The organism is Jatrophihabitans sp. YIM 134969, assembly GCF_054456675.1.
The window spans coordinates 1-14,958 of the sequence record NZ_JBTJEQ010000035.1; the positions used below are offsets into that span (position 1 = coordinate 1).

A 14,958-nucleotide genomic window follows, 5' to 3' on the forward strand; every position below is an offset into this window, starting at 1 on the left:
GGGGCGGGCGCGGGGGAGTCGGCCCCCAGCGGGTCAGGGGCCGGAGCAGGGCCGGGCTCGGCGTTCGCCGGCGGGGTCGCGCCGGGCACCGGGAAGGCCGGGCCGCTGTCGTCGGGCTCGGACGCGTCGGTCGACCACGCGCCGCGGGCACCGGCCCACGGGTCGGTGCTGCTGTTGCTCGCCCACGGCTGGTCGGCGCCACCGCTCCACGGACCCGGTGTGCCCGGGCCGCCCCAGAGGTCGTCGGCCGGGGGCGTGGAGGCGTCGTCGGAGCTGCTGTGCGTGCCCCGGTAGGACGGTTCCTCCTCCGCCCCGTTCCCGCTCTCGGACCTCGGGATCCACGGGGGTTGACTCAACTCAGCTCCTGCCGTCGAACAGACTCGTGACCGATCCGTCCTCGAATACTTCCCTGATCGCCCGTGCGATCAACGGCGCGACGGAGAGCACCGTCAACTTGTCGAAGGTCTGCTCCGAGGAGACCGGCAGCGTGTTGGTCACGACGACCTCGCTGACCCGGCTGTTCTTGAGCCGGTCGGTGGCCGGGGGCGACAGCTCACCGTGGGTCGCGGCGATCACGACCTCCTTGGCGCCGGCCTCGAACAACTGCTCGGCGGCCGCGACGATCGTGCCGCCGGTGGCGATCATGTCGTCGATGAGCAGACACGACTGACCCTCGACGTCACCGACCACGCGGTGCGAGACGACCCTGTTCGGCACCATCGGGTCGCGGGTCTTGTGGATGAACGCGATCGGGGCGCCGCCGATCCGGTCGGCCCACTGCTCGGCCATCCGGACGCGCCCGGTGTCGGGGGAGACGACGACGAACTCGGTGCCCGCGTACTTGGTCGTGATGTGGTCGGCCAGCACCGGCAGGGCGAACAGGTGGTCGACCGGGCCGTCGAAGAAGCCCTGGATCTGCGCGGTGTGCAGGTCGACCGCCATGATCCGGTCGGCGCCCGCCGTCTTGAGCAGGTCGGCCATGAGCCGGGCGGAGATCGGCTCGCGGCCGCGGTGCTTCTTGTCCTGCCGTGCGTAGGGGTAGAAGGGCAGCACGACCGTGATCCGCTTGGCGGACGCCCGCTTCAGGGCGTCGACCATGATCAGCGTCTCCATCATCCAGTGGTTCGGACGCATGTGGATCGACTGCACGACGAACGCGTCGCAGCCACGGACCGACTCGTTCGGCGCGATGAAGATCTCGCCGTTGGCGAAGTCGTACGCGCGGGTCGGCGTGACGGTGACGCCGAGGTGCCCTGCGATCTCGTCGGCGAAGTCGGGGAAGGACCGTCCGGAGAAGAGCATCAGGCTCTTGCGGCCCGCGGTCTGCAGTGTGCTCATGGTGGGTCGTCCCCGTGTCTGTCGAGTGCAGCTGGCGGCGTGGACAGCCTACGGACCGGGCTCGGTGTCCGGAGCGGCGGCGTGACGTGCGTCGTGCGGGTCGGTGACGCCCCGGGCGCGGGCGGCGCTCTCGGCCGCGGCGGTGCCGGCGCGGCGGCGCTCGACCCAGCCGTCGACGTTGTGCTGCCGGGCGCGGGCGACGCCCAGGGCGCCGGGCGGGACGTCGGCGGTGATCACCGAACCCGCCGCGGTGTACGCGCCGTCCCCGATGTTCACCGGGGCGACGAAGAGGTTGTCGGCGCCGGTGCGGACGTCGTCGCCGACCGACGTGTGCGACTTGGTCACGCCGTCGTAGTTGACGAAGACGGTGGCCGCGCCGATGTTGCTGCGCTTGCCGATCGTGGCGTCGCCGACGTAGGTCAGGTGCGGGACCTTGCTGCCGTCGCCCACCTCGCTGTTCTTGACCTCGACGAACGTGCCGATCTTGGCGTGCGACCCGAGCCGGGCGCCGGGACGCAGGTACGCGTACGGCCCGACCGTCGTGCCCGGGCCGACCACGGCCTCGACGCAGACGGCGCGGGTGACCACGGCGCCCTCGCCGACGTGGGTGGCGGTGAGCGTGACGTCCGGGCCGACCTCCGCGCCCGCGCTGACGCTGCTGCCGGCAGTGAGTGTCGTGCCGGGCAGGACGACGCAGTCCGGGGCGAGGTCGACGTCGGCGTCGAGCCAGGTCGTGGCCGGGTCGACGATGCGCACGCCGGCGCGCATGAACGCGGCGGTGAGCCGGTCGTTGAACACCCGGTGGACCGCGGCGAGCTGGGCCCGGTCGTTGACCCCGCGGACCTCGGCGGCGTCGGCCACGACGGCACCGACCCGGCCGCCGGCGGCCCGCACGAGGGGCACGGTGTCGGGCAGGTACTGCTCACCCTGGGCGTTGTCGTTGCCGACCTCGGCCAGCGCGGCGCGCAGCGGGCCGGCCGCGAAGACGTAGACCCCCGACGCGCCCTCGCGGATCTCACGTTCGGCGGCCGTCGCGTCGAGTTGTTCGACCACCCGGTCGACGGTGCCGTCCGCGTCGCGCAGCACCCGGCCGTACCCGGTGGCGTCCTCGAACACCGCGGACAGCAGCGTCACCGCGTTGCCGTCGTCGACGTGCGCGGCGTGCAGGCGCAGCAGCGTCTCGGCCGTCAGCAGCGGGGTGTCGCCGAGCAGCACCATGACCGTGGCGTCGTCGGCGAGGTCGGGCAGGGCGACGAGTGCGGTCGAGACGGCGTGGCCGGTGCCCAGTTGCTGGTCCTGCACCACGGTGCGTGCCGGCGGGCAGATCTCGGCGAGGTGCGAGGCGACCTGGTCGCGGCCCTGGCCGACCACCACGGCGATGCGGGCGGGCTCGAGCGGCATCGCCGCGGCGAGGACGTGGCCGAGCAGGCTGCGGCCGGCGAACGTGTGGAGCACCTTCGGCCGCGACGACCGCATCCGCGACCCCATCCCGGCGGCCAGCACCACCAGCGCGGCCGGTGGGACGTGGGCGACCGGCGCTCCTGGCTCCTCCACGCGCGGCACTCTATGACAAGGGGGCGGAGCCCGGTCGACGAGCGGTCACAGCTCGGTCACCGGGTACTCACACGCTGGGTCACTCGCTGGGGGACCCGGATTCGAACCGGGACTGCAAGGCTCCAAAGGCCCGCGGGCTGCCGTTACCCCATCCCCCACTGAAGCGTCGACCCTAGCGATCGTGGCGACCCGGGTCGGACCGTCGCACCGGGAGACCGGCCGTGGAAGCGGTCCGCGCGGGAGAAGGTCCGTGGAGAAGGACCGGTCCATCCGCGTACCCGGGTGGCTGCGGTCACGTTGTACGACAGGAGTCGCCCACACCGGGACAACACGGGCGGCCCCGTAGCCGGACGCCCGTCCGCGCCCCCGTGGCGGCGTCCGACGCCGGCCGGTGACCATGCCCCCCGACGTGGTCACCGGCCCCGGCGTCAGGTGACGACGCCCGTGCCCGGGTCGACGTACTCGCCGCTCGCCAGCACCTCCTGCAGCACGGTCATCGCGCGGTCGACGTCGTCGCTCGACACGTAGAGCGGTGTGAACCCCAGTCGCAGCAGGTCGGGGTGGCGGAAGTCGCCGATGACGCCACGGGCGATCAGCGTGGCGCAGACCGCGTGGGCCTCGGGCATCCGCAACGCCACCTGCGAACCCCGTCGGGGGTGCTCGCGCGGGGTGACGACCTCGACGCCGTACCCGCGCAGGTGCGCGTCGGCGAACGCGATCACCTGGTCGGTGAGGGCGAGCGACGCCGCCCGCAGGTCGTCGAGGTCGACGCCGTCGAACACCGTGAGGGCCGCGGCGAGCGCGGTCATGCTCACCAGTGGAGGCGTGCCGAGCCGGGCCCGCCCGACCCCGGCCGCCGGCGTGAACGTCGGCGCGAGCGTGAACGGGTCGGCCGCGCCCTGCCACCCGACCAGCGGCAGGTCGGCCTCGGCCTGGTGCCGCGCGGCGACGTAGATCCACGCCGGCGCGCCGGGACCGCCGTTGAGGTACTTGTAGCTGCACCCCACCGCGGCGTCCGCGCCGAGGTCGTCGAGGTGGACGGGCAGGGCTCCCGCGGCGTGGGCGAGGTCCCAGACCATCAGGGCGCCGGCGTCGTGCACGGCGCGGGTGACGGCCTGGAGATCGTGGAGTTCGCCGGTGCGGTAGTCGACGACCGACAGCGAGACGACTGCGACGTCGGCGCCGTGTTCGGCCAGGTGCCGCGGCACATCCGCCGGGGTCAGGCGGACCGTTTCCCTGTGCAACAGTCGTCCGAGGGTGTCGGCCACGTACTGGTCGGTGGGGAAGTTGGCGCCGTCGGTGACGATGGTGGAACGGTCGGGCCGCAACCGCGCCATGGCCCCGATCGTCTGCACCAGTTGGATCGTGGTCGAGTCACCGCAGAGCACCTGGCCGGGTGCGGCGCCGACGAGTCGCCCGATGCGGTCGCCGACGGCGGTCGGCAGCTCCCACCAACCCTCGTTCCACGACCGGATCAGCCGCTCGCCCCACTGCCGGCGCACGACGTCCTCGACCGCGGCGGGCACGGCGGTCGGCAGCGCCCCGAGCGAGTTGCCGTCGAGGTAGACGACGTCGTCGGGCAGGTCGAACAGGTGGCGCCGGGAGCCGGCTTCGAAGGGCACGGGGTGAGCGTAAGGGGGCGGTTCCGGCCCGACCTGGCCTGACCGGATTGACCGTTATGCCCGGTTCCGGGAAGGTGGAACCCATGGACCTGCTGCGAACCCGCCGCCGGATCGGCGCCACCGTCGTCACCACGCTGCTCGCCGCGGGCGCGGCCGTCGGACTCGTCTCCGCCCCGCCCGCCGCCGCGGCCGAGACCGTCGTCGGGATGGACGTGTCCGGCTACCAGCCGGGCGTGGACTGGAACGCGGCCTACGCCGACGGTGCCCGCTTCGCCTACGTCAAGGCGACGGAGGGGACGTCGTACCGGAACCCCGAGTTCTCCGCGCAGTACACGGGTTCCCTCGGCGCAGGTCTGATCTGCGGCGCCTACCACTTCGCCCACCCGGACTCGTCCTCCGGCGCGGCGCAGGCGGACTTCTTCGTCGCCCACGGCGGCGGCTGGAGCGCCGACGGCAAGACCCTCCCGCCCGCCCTCGACATCGAGTACAACCCCAGCGGCGCCACGTGTTACGGCCTGTCGGCGTCGTCGATGGTGGCGTGGATCCGGGCGTTCAGCGACGAGGTGCACGCGCAGACCTCGAAGTACCCGATGATCTACACGACGTTCGACTGGTGGAGCACCTGCACCGGCAACTCCTCGGCCTTCGCCGCCACCAACCCGTTCTGGATCGCCAAGTACTCCGCCACCGCCCCGACCTCGCTCCCCGCCGGCAAGTCGTACTGGACGATGTGGCAGAACGCCGACTCCGGCGTCTTCCCCGGTGACCAGGACGTCTTCAACGGCTCCTACGCGCAACTCCAGGCTCTGGCCACCAACGCCGACTGACCTCCCCTGCATCGAGTGGCGCGGGAAGCGCTGACGTGGCGCACGTTTCGTCCGTTCCGTCGCGCCACTCGACGACGTGCGCGCCACTCGATCAGGTCGGGCGGCGCCGGGGTCGACACGGCGTCGGGTCCGAGGTGATTCGCACACCAGTCCCGTCCTGTGGACAACCCGGGAACGGGGGTGGGCGAGCACCACGCCGAGTTGCAGCGCATGCGCAGCGACATCACTCGCGGTCTGAGCTTCCACGAGGTCGACTGGCTGGTGCTGCCGGCCGGTCCTGCCCAGGTCTTCACCCATCCGGACCGGTTCCTCCGGCACGTCGTGTTCGAGTACGTCCGACGCGGTGGCCAGCTGCTCCAGCGATCGAGTGGCGCGGACGCCATCGAGTGGCGCGACATTCCGGTCAGTCTGCGCGCCACGTCAACGCTTTGCGCGCCACTCGGTGAAAGGGGTGGGTCAGCCGGCCAGTTCGAGCCAGGCCTCCTCGGCGGCTTCCTTGCGGGCGACGACGTCGCGCAGGCGGGCGTCGAGCTCGGCGATCTTGGCGAAGTCGGTGGCGTGCTCGGCCATCTGGGCGTGCAGGTCGGCCTCCTCGGCGTCGAGGCGGGCCACCGCCCGTTCCAGGCGTTGCAGTTCCTTGCGGGTCTCCCGCGACTCGGTGCGGGCGGCGGCGGCAGCGGGGGCGTCGGGGCGCGCCGTGACGGCGGTCGGGCCGGACACCGCGGCGGCGAGCGAGGCGGCGCGGCGGCGCAGGTACTCCTCGACGCCACCGGGGAGGGCGGCGAGCGAGCCGTCGCCGAGCAGGGCGACGGTCGACGTGCACACCCGTTCGAGCAGGTACCGGTCGTGGGAGACGACCACGACGGTGCCGGCGAAGGCGTCGAGCAGGTCCTCGAGGGCGGCGAGGGTGTCGGTGTCGAGGTCGTTGGTCGGCTCGTCCAGCAGCAGCACGTTGGGTTCGGCGAGCAGCACCCGCAACAGTTGCAGTCGGCGTCGTTCACCGCCGGAGAGGTCGGCGACCGGCGTCCAGTGCTGCGCCGGGTCGAACCCGAACCGCTCGGCCAGTTGCGCGGCGGTCTGCTCCACGCCACCGATGACGGCCCGGTCGGCGATCTCCCGGACGGCCTCGAGCACGCGGAGGGTGTCGGGCAGTTCGCCGACGTCCTGCGACAGGTAGCCCACCGCGACCGTCTGCCCGACCTTCACCTCACCGGATGACGGTGCAACGGTCCCGATCAACAGCCGCAGCAGGTGGGTCTTGCCCGACCCGTTGACCCCGACGATGCCGACCCGTTCGCCCGGCCCGACCCGCCACGTGACGTGGTCGAGCAGCAGCTTCGACCCGGCGCGCACCGTGACGTCCTCGACGTCGTAGACCGCGCGTCCGAGCCGGCGGCGGGCCATCGTCACCAACTCGACGTCGCGTCGGACCTCGGGGACGTCGGCGATCAGCGCCTCGGCCGCGTTGATGCGGAACTGCGGCTTCGAGGTGCGCGCGGGCGGCCCGCGGCGCAACCACGCGAGCTCCTTGCGCATGAGGTTCTGGCGTCGCGCCTCCTGGGCGTCGGCCTCGCGAGCCCGTTCGGCGCGGGCCAGGACGTAGGCCGCGTAGCCGCCGTCGTGCGCGCGCACCTCGCCGTCTCCGACCTCCCACGTGCGGGTGACGACGGCGTCGAGGAACCACCGGTCGTGGGTCACGACCAGCAACGCCTCGCGCCGCGACGCCAGGTGTGAGGCCAGCCAGGCGATGCCCTCGACGTCGAGGTGGTTGGTCGGCTCGTCCAGCACGAGGACGTCCGTGGGCTGCACGAGCGCCCGGGCGAGGTCGACCCGCCGGCGCTCGCCGCCGGACATCGTGTCGACCCGGGTGTCGAGGTCGATCGTGCTCGCCGCCGACGTCACCCCCAGGCCGTACAGGACGTCACGGATCGCGGCGTCCCCGGCCCACTCGTGCACGGCACCGTCACCGACGACCTCGGTGCGCACGGTCGCGCCGGCCGCCGCGCCGCCGCGCTGGGACACGGTCTGCACCCGCAGCCCGGACGTCCGCGAGACCCGCCCGGTGTCGGGGGCGAGTTCGCCCGTGACGATCTTCAGCAGCGTCGACTTGCCGCCGCCGTTGCGGCCGACCACGCCGATGCGCTCACCGGCGCCGAGGCCGAGCGAGACCTCGTCGAGGACGGCGCGGGTGCCGAACGAGATCGACACCCGTTCGAGGTTGACCAGGTTGCGGGGGGTCGCCGCCATCAGGTCACCCGCGCCGCGCCGGCCACGGGCCCGCTGGCGACGCCCGCGTACGGGAAGGTCGCGGCGAGGTCCCAGGCGTGGTCCTCCGACGACGCGAGGAACACGCACGTCGGACCCGACCCGCTCACCAGGCCCGCGAGTGCGCCGTGGTCGCGGCCGTGGTCGAGCACCTCGCGCAACGACGGCATCAGCGAGAGCGCCGCCTCCTGCAGATCGTTGCACAATGCATTAGCCAGCAGCTCAGGTGACCCGGCCCGGCACGCCGCGACCACCTCGGCGACCGAGTCCGAGTCCGGCACGGAGGCGTCGGGTCGCACTCGGTCGTACTCGGCGTAGACGGCGGGAGTGGAGAGGCCGGGCCCGGTCGACGGCACGACCACCCAGTGGAAGCGGCCGTGCCCGAAGACGGTCGTCAGCGCCTCGCCGCGTCCGGTGCCCACGGCCGTCCCGCCCCGCAGTGCGAAGGGCACGTCGCTGCCGAGGCCCGCGGCGATCTGCTCCAACGTCCGGGACGGGGTGCGCAACCCCCACAACGCGTCGCAGGCCACGAGCGTCGCCGCGGCGTCGGCCGAGCCGCCCGCCATGCCGCCGGCGACCGGGATGATCTTGTCGATGGTGAGGGCGACGTCGGCCGCGACCCCGGCGTGCTCGGCGAGGGCGAGCGCCGCCCGCCACGCGAGGTTGGTGGGGTCGGCGGGCACCGACCCGGCGTCGGGGCCGAGCACGGTCAGCGAGACGCCGGTCCCGGGGGCGGCGTCGACGTAGTCGTCGATCCCGATCGCGTGGAAGACGGTGGCGAGGCCGTGGAAGCCGTCGGCGCGCCTCGGCCCGACCCGCAGCGCGAGGTTGACCTTGGCGGGCACCCGGACCCGCACCCTCTCCCCGCTGCTCACGGGGCCGAAGGGTAGCCAGCCGGGTCACCTTGTACGCTGGCGAGGTTGCCCCGGCGAGGGACCACGCAGCCAGCACCGACAAGCGTGCTGGCGGACGTCCGTGATCGACGGCGCTGTGCACAGGAGTGATCTGTGTGCACCGCTCCCCGTCGCGCGCGGTCGACCTCCACGTGGTCCCCGTCCGGGCAGCGCGAACCGAGACCGCCGAGACACCGTGATGGAGTAGAACCCCGTGCCCGAGATCCGCCTCAGCATCGATTCCCGCACCGACTTCGGCAAGGGCGGCGCACGCCGCACCCGCCGTGCCGGCAAGATCCCCGCCGTCATCTACGGCCACGGCGGCGAGACCCGCCACGTCGCCCTCCCGGCCCACGACTTCGCCAACGCGATCCGCAAGAACGGCGCCAACGCGCTGCTCACGCTGTCGCTCGAGGGCAAGGACGAGCTCGCGATCGCCAAGGCGATCCAGCGTCACCCGATCAAGCCCGAGATCGAGCACGTCGACCTGCTCGCGGTCCGCCGCGGCGAGAAGGTGTCGGTCGAGGTCCCGCTCAACGTCACCGGCGAGATCGTCGCGGGCGGCCTGCTCACGCAGGAGTTCACCACCGTCGGCCTCGAGGCCGAGGCCACCGCCATCCCGTCCGAGATCGTCGTGTCGATCGAGGGCAAGGAGATCGGCGCCCAGATCACCGCCGCCGACCTCGAGCTCCCCGCGGGCTCCACGCTCACCGGCGAGGCCGACCAGGTCCTGCTCGTCATCTCCCCGGCCCCGACCGCCGAGGACATCGAGGCCGAGGTCGCGGAGGCCGCCGAGGAGCTCGGCATCGTCGAGGACGCTCCGGAGTCCGAGGACGCCGAGGGCGACGCCCCGGCCGAGGGCGACGCCCCCGCCGCCGACGAGAGCTGACCCGCGAGTCCCGGGAACCGAGCCGAGGGACGCCGGATGGCCGACGACCGCTGGTTGGTCGTCGGCCTCGGCAACCCCGGCGAGAAGTACGCGGCGACGCGCCACAACGTCGGCGCCATGACACTCGACCTGCTGGCCGAGCGCGTCGGCGGCCGGTGGAAGGCGCACAAGTCGCGCTGCGAGGTCGTCGAGGGGCGCCTCGCCGGGCAGCCGGCTGTGCTGGCCAAGCCCACGACGTACATGAACGAGTCGGGCGGGCCGGTCGCGAACGCGGCCAAGTTCTTCTCGGTGCCGCTGGAGCGGGTCGTGGTCGTCCACGACGAACTGGACCTGCCGTTCGCCACCGTGCGGGTCAAGCAGGGTGGCGGCGACAACGGCCACAACGGCCTGCGCTCGGTGTCCTCGTCACTGCACGGCAAGGACTACCTGCGGGTGCGGGTCGGCATCGGCCGCCCGCCGGGTCGGCAGGACCCGGCCGACTTCGTGCTCAAGCCGTTCGCGGCCACGGAACGGGGGGAGCTCGACTGGCTGGTGGACCGCGCGGCCGACGCCGCCGAGTCGCTGGTCGGGGTCGGTCTGCTCGCCACCCAGAACGCCTTCCACTGACCTCCTGGGCCGCGCCGCGCGCCCGACGCCGGCGCCCTCACAGCCGGTCCAGCACCACCGCCCACAGGTGGTGCGTGACGTACGAGCGCCACGGTGCCCACCGCTCGGAACCCGAGAGATCCAGACCCAGTTCGGCCGCCACCCGCCGCACCGCGAGGTCCGAAGCGAGCAGGATGTCCGGATCGCGGAACACCCGCATCCGCAGGTAGTTGGCCGTCCACGGTCCGATGCCCGGCAGGGCCAGCAACGCCGCCGTCTCGGCGTCCGCATCCGCACCGCGGCGCAGGGTCACCCGGCCGTCGGCCACGGCCGCCGCGAGTCCGACCAGCGCGCGTCCGCGAGCGCGCGGGAGGGGCAGCACGGCCGGGTCCAGCGCGGCGAACGTCGCTGCCGTCGGGAACAGCCGGTCCGGCCCGTCGCCCGGTAGCGGATCGCCGTGCGCGGCGGCGATCCGGCCGAGAACAGTGCGGGCCCCCGCGAGTGACACCTGCTGCCCGACCACCGTCCGCACCCCGAGTTCGGCACCGTCGGCCGCACCCGGTGAACGCAGGCCAGGGCGCGCCACCACCAGCGCCGCCAGGGCGGGATCCGCGGCCAGGGCGGCGTCGACGACCGCCGGGTCGCGGTCGAGGTCGAGCAGGTCGCGCACCAGCGTCTCGACGGTGTCGACGTCGGCGAGGTCGGTCTCCACCGTCACCGTGCCCGGTCCGCCGGCCCGTAGCGCGATCCGGCCCGTGGACCCGTCCGGCAGGCGCAGCGTCCGGCGGTAGGTCACCCCGTCCCACGCCTCGACGCCCGGTACGGCGTGCAGGCCGTGGAAGCGCAGGGTCGCGAGCACGTCGTGCGGCTGCGAACCGCACATCTGCAGTACATCCACACCCGCCAGTCTGAAGGCCGGTCGCGCCGCGCCGCCGTTCACCCTCGGACCTGCGTCCGCCGCGCAACGAAGTGGTGAGACAATCGTTTGCACAAGAGCGCGTCCCGACCGGACGCCACGGGCTCGCCCCTGTGTCGTTCGGTCGCTGAACATGCCAACATGCGAGGAACGGGCACAGCCACGGCAGTTGCGGCCGGTGCTCGGCGAACTGCCGCGACGAGCGGCTCGAGGGGGAGAACGAGATGGCAGCAGCAGCCGGGAGACGGCGTCGCGCGGCGGACCAACGCCGCGAGGAGACGGTGACCATGCTCGGCGAGCGCGGGGTGATGAGCCCGAGCGAACTCGCCCAGCACTTCGGTGTGAGCGTGATGACGATCCACCGCGACCTGAACGAACTGCAGCGGCGCGGGATCATCCTGAAGTCGCACGGTGGGGTCACCCCGCAGCCCGCGGGCACGTTCGAGTCGACCCTCGCCTTCCGCGAGAGTCACATGGTCGAGGCCAAGGCGGCGATCGCGACCGCCGCCGTCGAGCTCATCGGCGCGGGCGGCAGCGTGCTGCTCGACGACTCCACCACCGCGGCGCACCTCGTGCCGCACCTGGTCGAACGCGTGCCGGTGACCGTGGCCACCAACTTCCTGCCGAACATGCGCCCGCTCGCCGCGGTCGACGGTGTCTCACTCATCGCGCTCGGCGGCGACCACGACCCGGTCAGCGACGCGTTCACCGGCCTGGTGTGCCTGCGTGACATCGAGGCGGTGCGCGTCGACGCGCTGTTCGTCTCGGCCGCGGGCGTGGACGGTGGCACGGCCTGGCACGGCGACCCGCAGCTCGTCGCGGTCAAGCAGGCCATGCTCGAGTCCGCGGAGCGGGCCTACCTGCTGGTCGACCACAGCAAGCTCGGCCGCACCGCGCTGCACGAGATCGCGCCGCTGGGCCGGTTCACCGCCGTCGTCACCGACTCCGGCGCCCCACCGGACGCCCTGGCCGAACTGCACGCCACGGGCGTCGAGGTCGTCGTCGCCGACGTCTGAACCCCGACACCATCCACGACACGACAGGGGTCCGAGTTCGCGGGCTGTGCCCTCCCCGCCGCGAACTCGGACCCCTGTCGTCGTGGTGCAGGTGCGTCAGCCGGTGTTGCGCAGGCCGGCCGCGACGCCGTTGATCGTGAGCAGCAGCGCGCGCTGGAGGTCGCGGTCGGCTTCCTCGCCCGCAGCCTCGGCGTCACGGACCCGCTTGAGCAGGTCGACCTGCAGGTAGCTGATCGGGTCCAGGTAGGCGTCACGGACGGCGAACGTGCGGCGCAGCACCGGCTGCCGGTCGAGCAACGCGGTCTCCCCGGTGACGGCGAGCAGTTCGCGGACGGTGAGCGCGTGCTCGGCGCGGATGTCGTCGAACAGGTGGCGCAGCTCCTCGGGGACCAGGGCGTCGACGTACTGCGACGCGATGTCGAGGTCGGTCTTGGCGAGCGTCATCTCGACGTTGCTGATGAAGACCCGGAAGAAGTGCCACTCCTGGTGCATCTGGGCCAGGACGTCGCCGAGCCCCGCCTCGCGCGCCGCCCGCAACCCCGAGCCGACGCCGAACCACCCCGGCACGATCTGCCGGGACTGGGTCCACCCGAACACCCAGGGGATGGCGCGCAGGCCGCCGATGCCACCGCCGGAGTCCGGACGACGCGACGGCCGTGAGCCGATGTTCAGTGACCCCAACTGCTCGACCGGGGTCGAGGCCAGGAAGTAGGCGGGCAGGCCCTCGTCGTCGACCAGCGAGCGGTAGCGGGCGAACGCGGCGTCGCTGACCTGCTCCATCGCCTCGTCCCAGTGCGCGAGCTGGTCCGAGCCCTGTCGGGGTTCGCGGTGCAACGACGACGCCCGCAGGACGGCCGACACCGTGAGCTCCAGGTTCTCCCGGGCGAGTTCCGGCAGCAGGTACTTGTCGCTGATGACCTCGCCCTGCTCGGTCACCTTGATCTGACCGTCGAGGACGCCGTACGGCTGGGCGAGGATGGCGTCGTAGGTCGGGCCACCGCCACGGCCGACCGAGCCACCGCGGCCGTGGAACAGGCGCAGCCGGACCCCGTACCGCGCTGCGACGTCACGCAATGTCCGCTGGGTCTTGTGGATCTCCCACTGCGAGGTCGTGATGCCGGCGTCCTTGTTGGAGTCGCTGTAGCCGAGCATCACCTCCTGCACGTCGCCGCGCAGCCGGACCAGTTCGCGGTACGACGGGTCCGACAGCAGGTCGTCGAGCACCTGGCCGGACTTCCGCAGCTCCCCGACGGTCTCCAACAGCGGCACGAACCCGATCTGCGCGTACGGCTCGGGCCCGCGCAGCGAGACCAGCCCCGCCTCCCGCGCCAGGACGACGGCTGCGAACACGTCGTCGGCGCCCATCGTCATCGAGATGATGTAGCTCTCGATGACCTCCGGGCCGTAGGTCGCGATGGCGTCGCGGATCGCCGTGAACACCGCGAAGGTCTTCGCGCCGTCGGCGTCGAGCGGCGGCGGGAACGGCGCGAGCGGACGGCGTGAGGTGAGCTCGCGGGAGAGCAGCTTGTGCCGGTAGTCGCGGGGGACGTCCTCGTACAGCCAGGTCTCCTCGACCAGCCGGTCGATGAGCTGACCGACGGCGTGGTGGTGGGCGTCCGCGTGCTCGCGCACGTCCATCGTCGCGAGGGTGAGGCCGAACCCGTTGACCAACCGCTGCACCCGCGCCACCGCGCCGGCGGCCACCAGCTCGCCCGCGTGCTCGCGCAACGACCGGGTGACGACGTCGAGGTCGGCGAGCAGTTCGGCCGTCCCGAGGTAGTCGTAGCCGGGCTGGTGCCGCCCGCCCGTCTCGATGCGCGTGGTCGTGTGGCGCAGCTTGGACTGCATGCACGTGAGCTTGAGGCGGTAGGGCTCGGTGGCGTTGAGCTCGCGCAGCCGGGCGTCGACCCCGGGCAGCAGCTCGAGGTCGGCCGCGAGCGAGGTCGCGAGCTCGTCGGAGATCGCCACCACGGTCGTCGACGCCGAGAGCTCGCCGATGAGCCGGTCGAGCGCCTGGTGGATGACCCGCGCCGCGGTGACGTGCTGCACCCGCAGGATCGTGGTGGTGACCTCGGCGGTGACGTTGGGGTTGCCGTCGCGGTCGCCGCCGATCCAGGTGCCGAACGTGAGCGGGCGCAGGGCGGGGTCGAGCGCGAGGCCGCGGTCGGCGAGCTCGGCCGCGAGGTCCGCCAGCAGCTCGGGCAGGGTCTCGCCCGCGATGCGCGACAGGTAGTACAGCGCCCACCGCGCCTCGTCGACGGGCGTGGGCCGCACCTGGTTCAACTCGTCGGTCTGCCAGATGAGGTCGACGATCTCGGCCAGGGAGCGGTCCTGCCGGCGTCGGGCGGCGCTGCCGTCGTCGGTCGGCTCACCCAGGATTGCCGCGACATCCTGCAGCTTGGACAGCACCGCACGCCGGCTGGCCTCGGTGGGGTGGGCGGTGATGACCGGGCGGACGGCGAGGGAGCCCAGCGCCTCGAGCAGGGCGTCGTCGCCGAGTTCGTCCGCGACGTCGCCGACCGCGCCGACCAGCCACCCCTCGCTGGCGGGCCGTCGGCGCAGCCCCCGCACGCGGTGGACCTGCTCGGCGATGTTCGCGAGCTGGAAGTACGTGGAGAACGCCCGGACCAGCGCGATCGCGCGGTCGACGGGCAGACCCGCGAGCAGCGCGCGCGCGTCGGCGAGTTCGCCGTCGGTCGCGCCGACCTGCTGCTGCCGGCCCTGCTTGATGAGGCCCCGGACGGTCTCGACCAGCTCGAGCAGGTCCTCACCGTCCTGACGGACGAGCGACTCGCCGAGCAGGCGTCCGACCCGGCGCACGTCGGCGCGCAGTTCGACGTCGTCGCCCGGGGCGGCGTAGGGCAGGAGGTCGTCGTCGACGGAACCCGCGCCACGGGACGCGGACACGGCGAGCAGGAGGTCGTCGGACACGGGCGGCACGCTCCAGGACAGATCGGTGCGCGGCGGGTCCGGGGCGACGGTGCACCGGGCTTCCACGGACTGCGGTCGGACCCCATGAGTAAAGACCACCGGCTCCCGCCCGGGCAGCCCGG

The 14,958-nt window shown here is 72.9% G+C and carries 11 protein-coding genes, 1 tRNA gene and 1 pseudogene; 4 read left to right on the forward strand and 9 right to left on the reverse strand.

Annotated features, from left to right (window positions below; genetic code table 11):
• The 5 genes and pseudogenes from ACXR2U_RS17015 to kynU all read right to left on the reverse strand — a co-directional run.
• Positions 1 to 356: pseudogene (locus ACXR2U_RS17015) on the reverse strand (hypothetical protein); the annotation flags it as partial.
• A 1-nt stretch (position 357) separates the two neighbouring features.
• Positions 358 to 1,338, reverse strand: a complete 981-nt coding sequence (locus tag ACXR2U_RS17020) for a ribose-phosphate diphosphokinase (RefSeq protein ID WP_458826259.1) — start codon at positions 1,336 to 1,338, stop codon at positions 358 to 360.
• 48 nt (positions 1,339 to 1,386) lie between these two features.
• Positions 1,387 to 2,892: a bifunctional UDP-N-acetylglucosamine diphosphorylase/glucosamine-1-phosphate N-acetyltransferase GlmU gene (gene glmU, locus ACXR2U_RS17025; RefSeq protein ID WP_458826260.1), complete on the reverse strand. Its 1,506-nt coding sequence runs from the start codon at positions 2,890 to 2,892 to the stop codon at positions 1,387 to 1,389.
• Positions 2,893 to 2,978: 86 nt separating this feature from the next.
• A tRNA-Gln gene (locus tag ACXR2U_RS17030) sits at positions 2,979 to 3,050 on the reverse strand.
• 270 nt (positions 3,051 to 3,320) lie between these two features.
• Positions 3,321 to 4,514, reverse strand: a complete 1,194-nt coding sequence (gene kynU, locus ACXR2U_RS17035; protein ID WP_458826261.1) for a kynureninase — start codon at positions 4,512 to 4,514, stop codon at positions 3,321 to 3,323.
• Positions 4,515 to 4,597: 83 nt separating this feature from the next.
• Between kynU and ACXR2U_RS17040 the strand changes: the two genes are divergently transcribed.
• Positions 4,598 to 5,341, forward strand: coding sequence for a lysozyme (locus ACXR2U_RS17040; RefSeq protein ID WP_458826262.1), 744 nt, complete (start codon positions 4,598 to 4,600; stop codon positions 5,339 to 5,341).
• 456 nt (positions 5,342 to 5,797) lie between these two features.
• Here the strand turns inward: ACXR2U_RS17040 and ACXR2U_RS17045 are convergent, their stop codons facing one another.
• Together ACXR2U_RS17045 and ACXR2U_RS17050 are read right to left on the reverse strand one after the other, a co-directional pair.
• Positions 5,798 to 7,588, reverse strand: a complete 1,791-nt coding sequence (locus ACXR2U_RS17045) for an ABC-F family ATP-binding cassette domain-containing protein (protein WP_458826263.1) — start codon at positions 7,586 to 7,588, stop codon at positions 5,798 to 5,800.
• The gene (locus ACXR2U_RS17050) at positions 7,588 to 8,481 is read right to left on the reverse strand and encodes a 4-(cytidine 5'-diphospho)-2-C-methyl-D-erythritol kinase (RefSeq protein WP_458826264.1); all 894 of its coding nucleotides are present in this window, start codon (positions 8,479 to 8,481) and stop codon (positions 7,588 to 7,590) included. Before ACXR2U_RS17050 ends, ACXR2U_RS17045 begins: the two co-directional genes overlap by 1 nt.
• Positions 8,482 to 8,713: 232 nt before the next feature.
• Between ACXR2U_RS17050 and ACXR2U_RS17055 the strand changes: the two genes are divergently transcribed.
• Together ACXR2U_RS17055 and pth are read left to right on the forward strand one after the other, a co-directional pair.
• Positions 8,714 to 9,388: a 50S ribosomal protein L25/general stress protein Ctc gene (locus ACXR2U_RS17055; RefSeq protein WP_458826265.1), complete on the forward strand. Its 675-nt coding sequence runs from the start codon at positions 8,714 to 8,716 to the stop codon at positions 9,386 to 9,388.
• 36 nt (positions 9,389 to 9,424) lie between these two features.
• Positions 9,425 to 9,994, forward strand: a complete 570-nt coding sequence (pth, locus tag ACXR2U_RS17060) for an aminoacyl-tRNA hydrolase (protein ID WP_458826266.1) — start codon at positions 9,425 to 9,427, stop codon at positions 9,992 to 9,994.
• 37 nt (positions 9,995 to 10,031) lie between these two features.
• Here the strand turns inward: pth and ACXR2U_RS17065 are convergent, their stop codons facing one another.
• The gene (locus ACXR2U_RS17065) at positions 10,032 to 10,871 is read right to left on the reverse strand and encodes a DNA-3-methyladenine glycosylase family protein (protein ID WP_458826267.1); all 840 of its coding nucleotides are present in this window, start codon (positions 10,869 to 10,871) and stop codon (positions 10,032 to 10,034) included.
• 242 nt (positions 10,872 to 11,113) lie between these two features.
• Here ACXR2U_RS17065 and ACXR2U_RS17070 point away from each other — a divergent pair, with 242 nt between their 5' ends.
• On the forward strand, positions 11,114 to 11,905 hold the full coding sequence (locus tag ACXR2U_RS17070; protein WP_458826268.1) for a DeoR/GlpR family DNA-binding transcription regulator: 792 nt from the start codon (positions 11,114 to 11,116) through the stop codon (positions 11,903 to 11,905).
• 96 nt (positions 11,906 to 12,001) lie between these two features.
• On the opposite strand, the gene ppc is transcribed toward ACXR2U_RS17070, so the two are convergent.
• Complete coding sequence (gene ppc, locus ACXR2U_RS17075) at positions 12,002 to 14,770, reverse strand: phosphoenolpyruvate carboxylase (protein ID WP_458826292.1); 2,769 nt, start codon at positions 14,768 to 14,770, stop codon at positions 12,002 to 12,004.
• Positions 14,771 to 14,958: the final 188 nt, after the last annotated feature.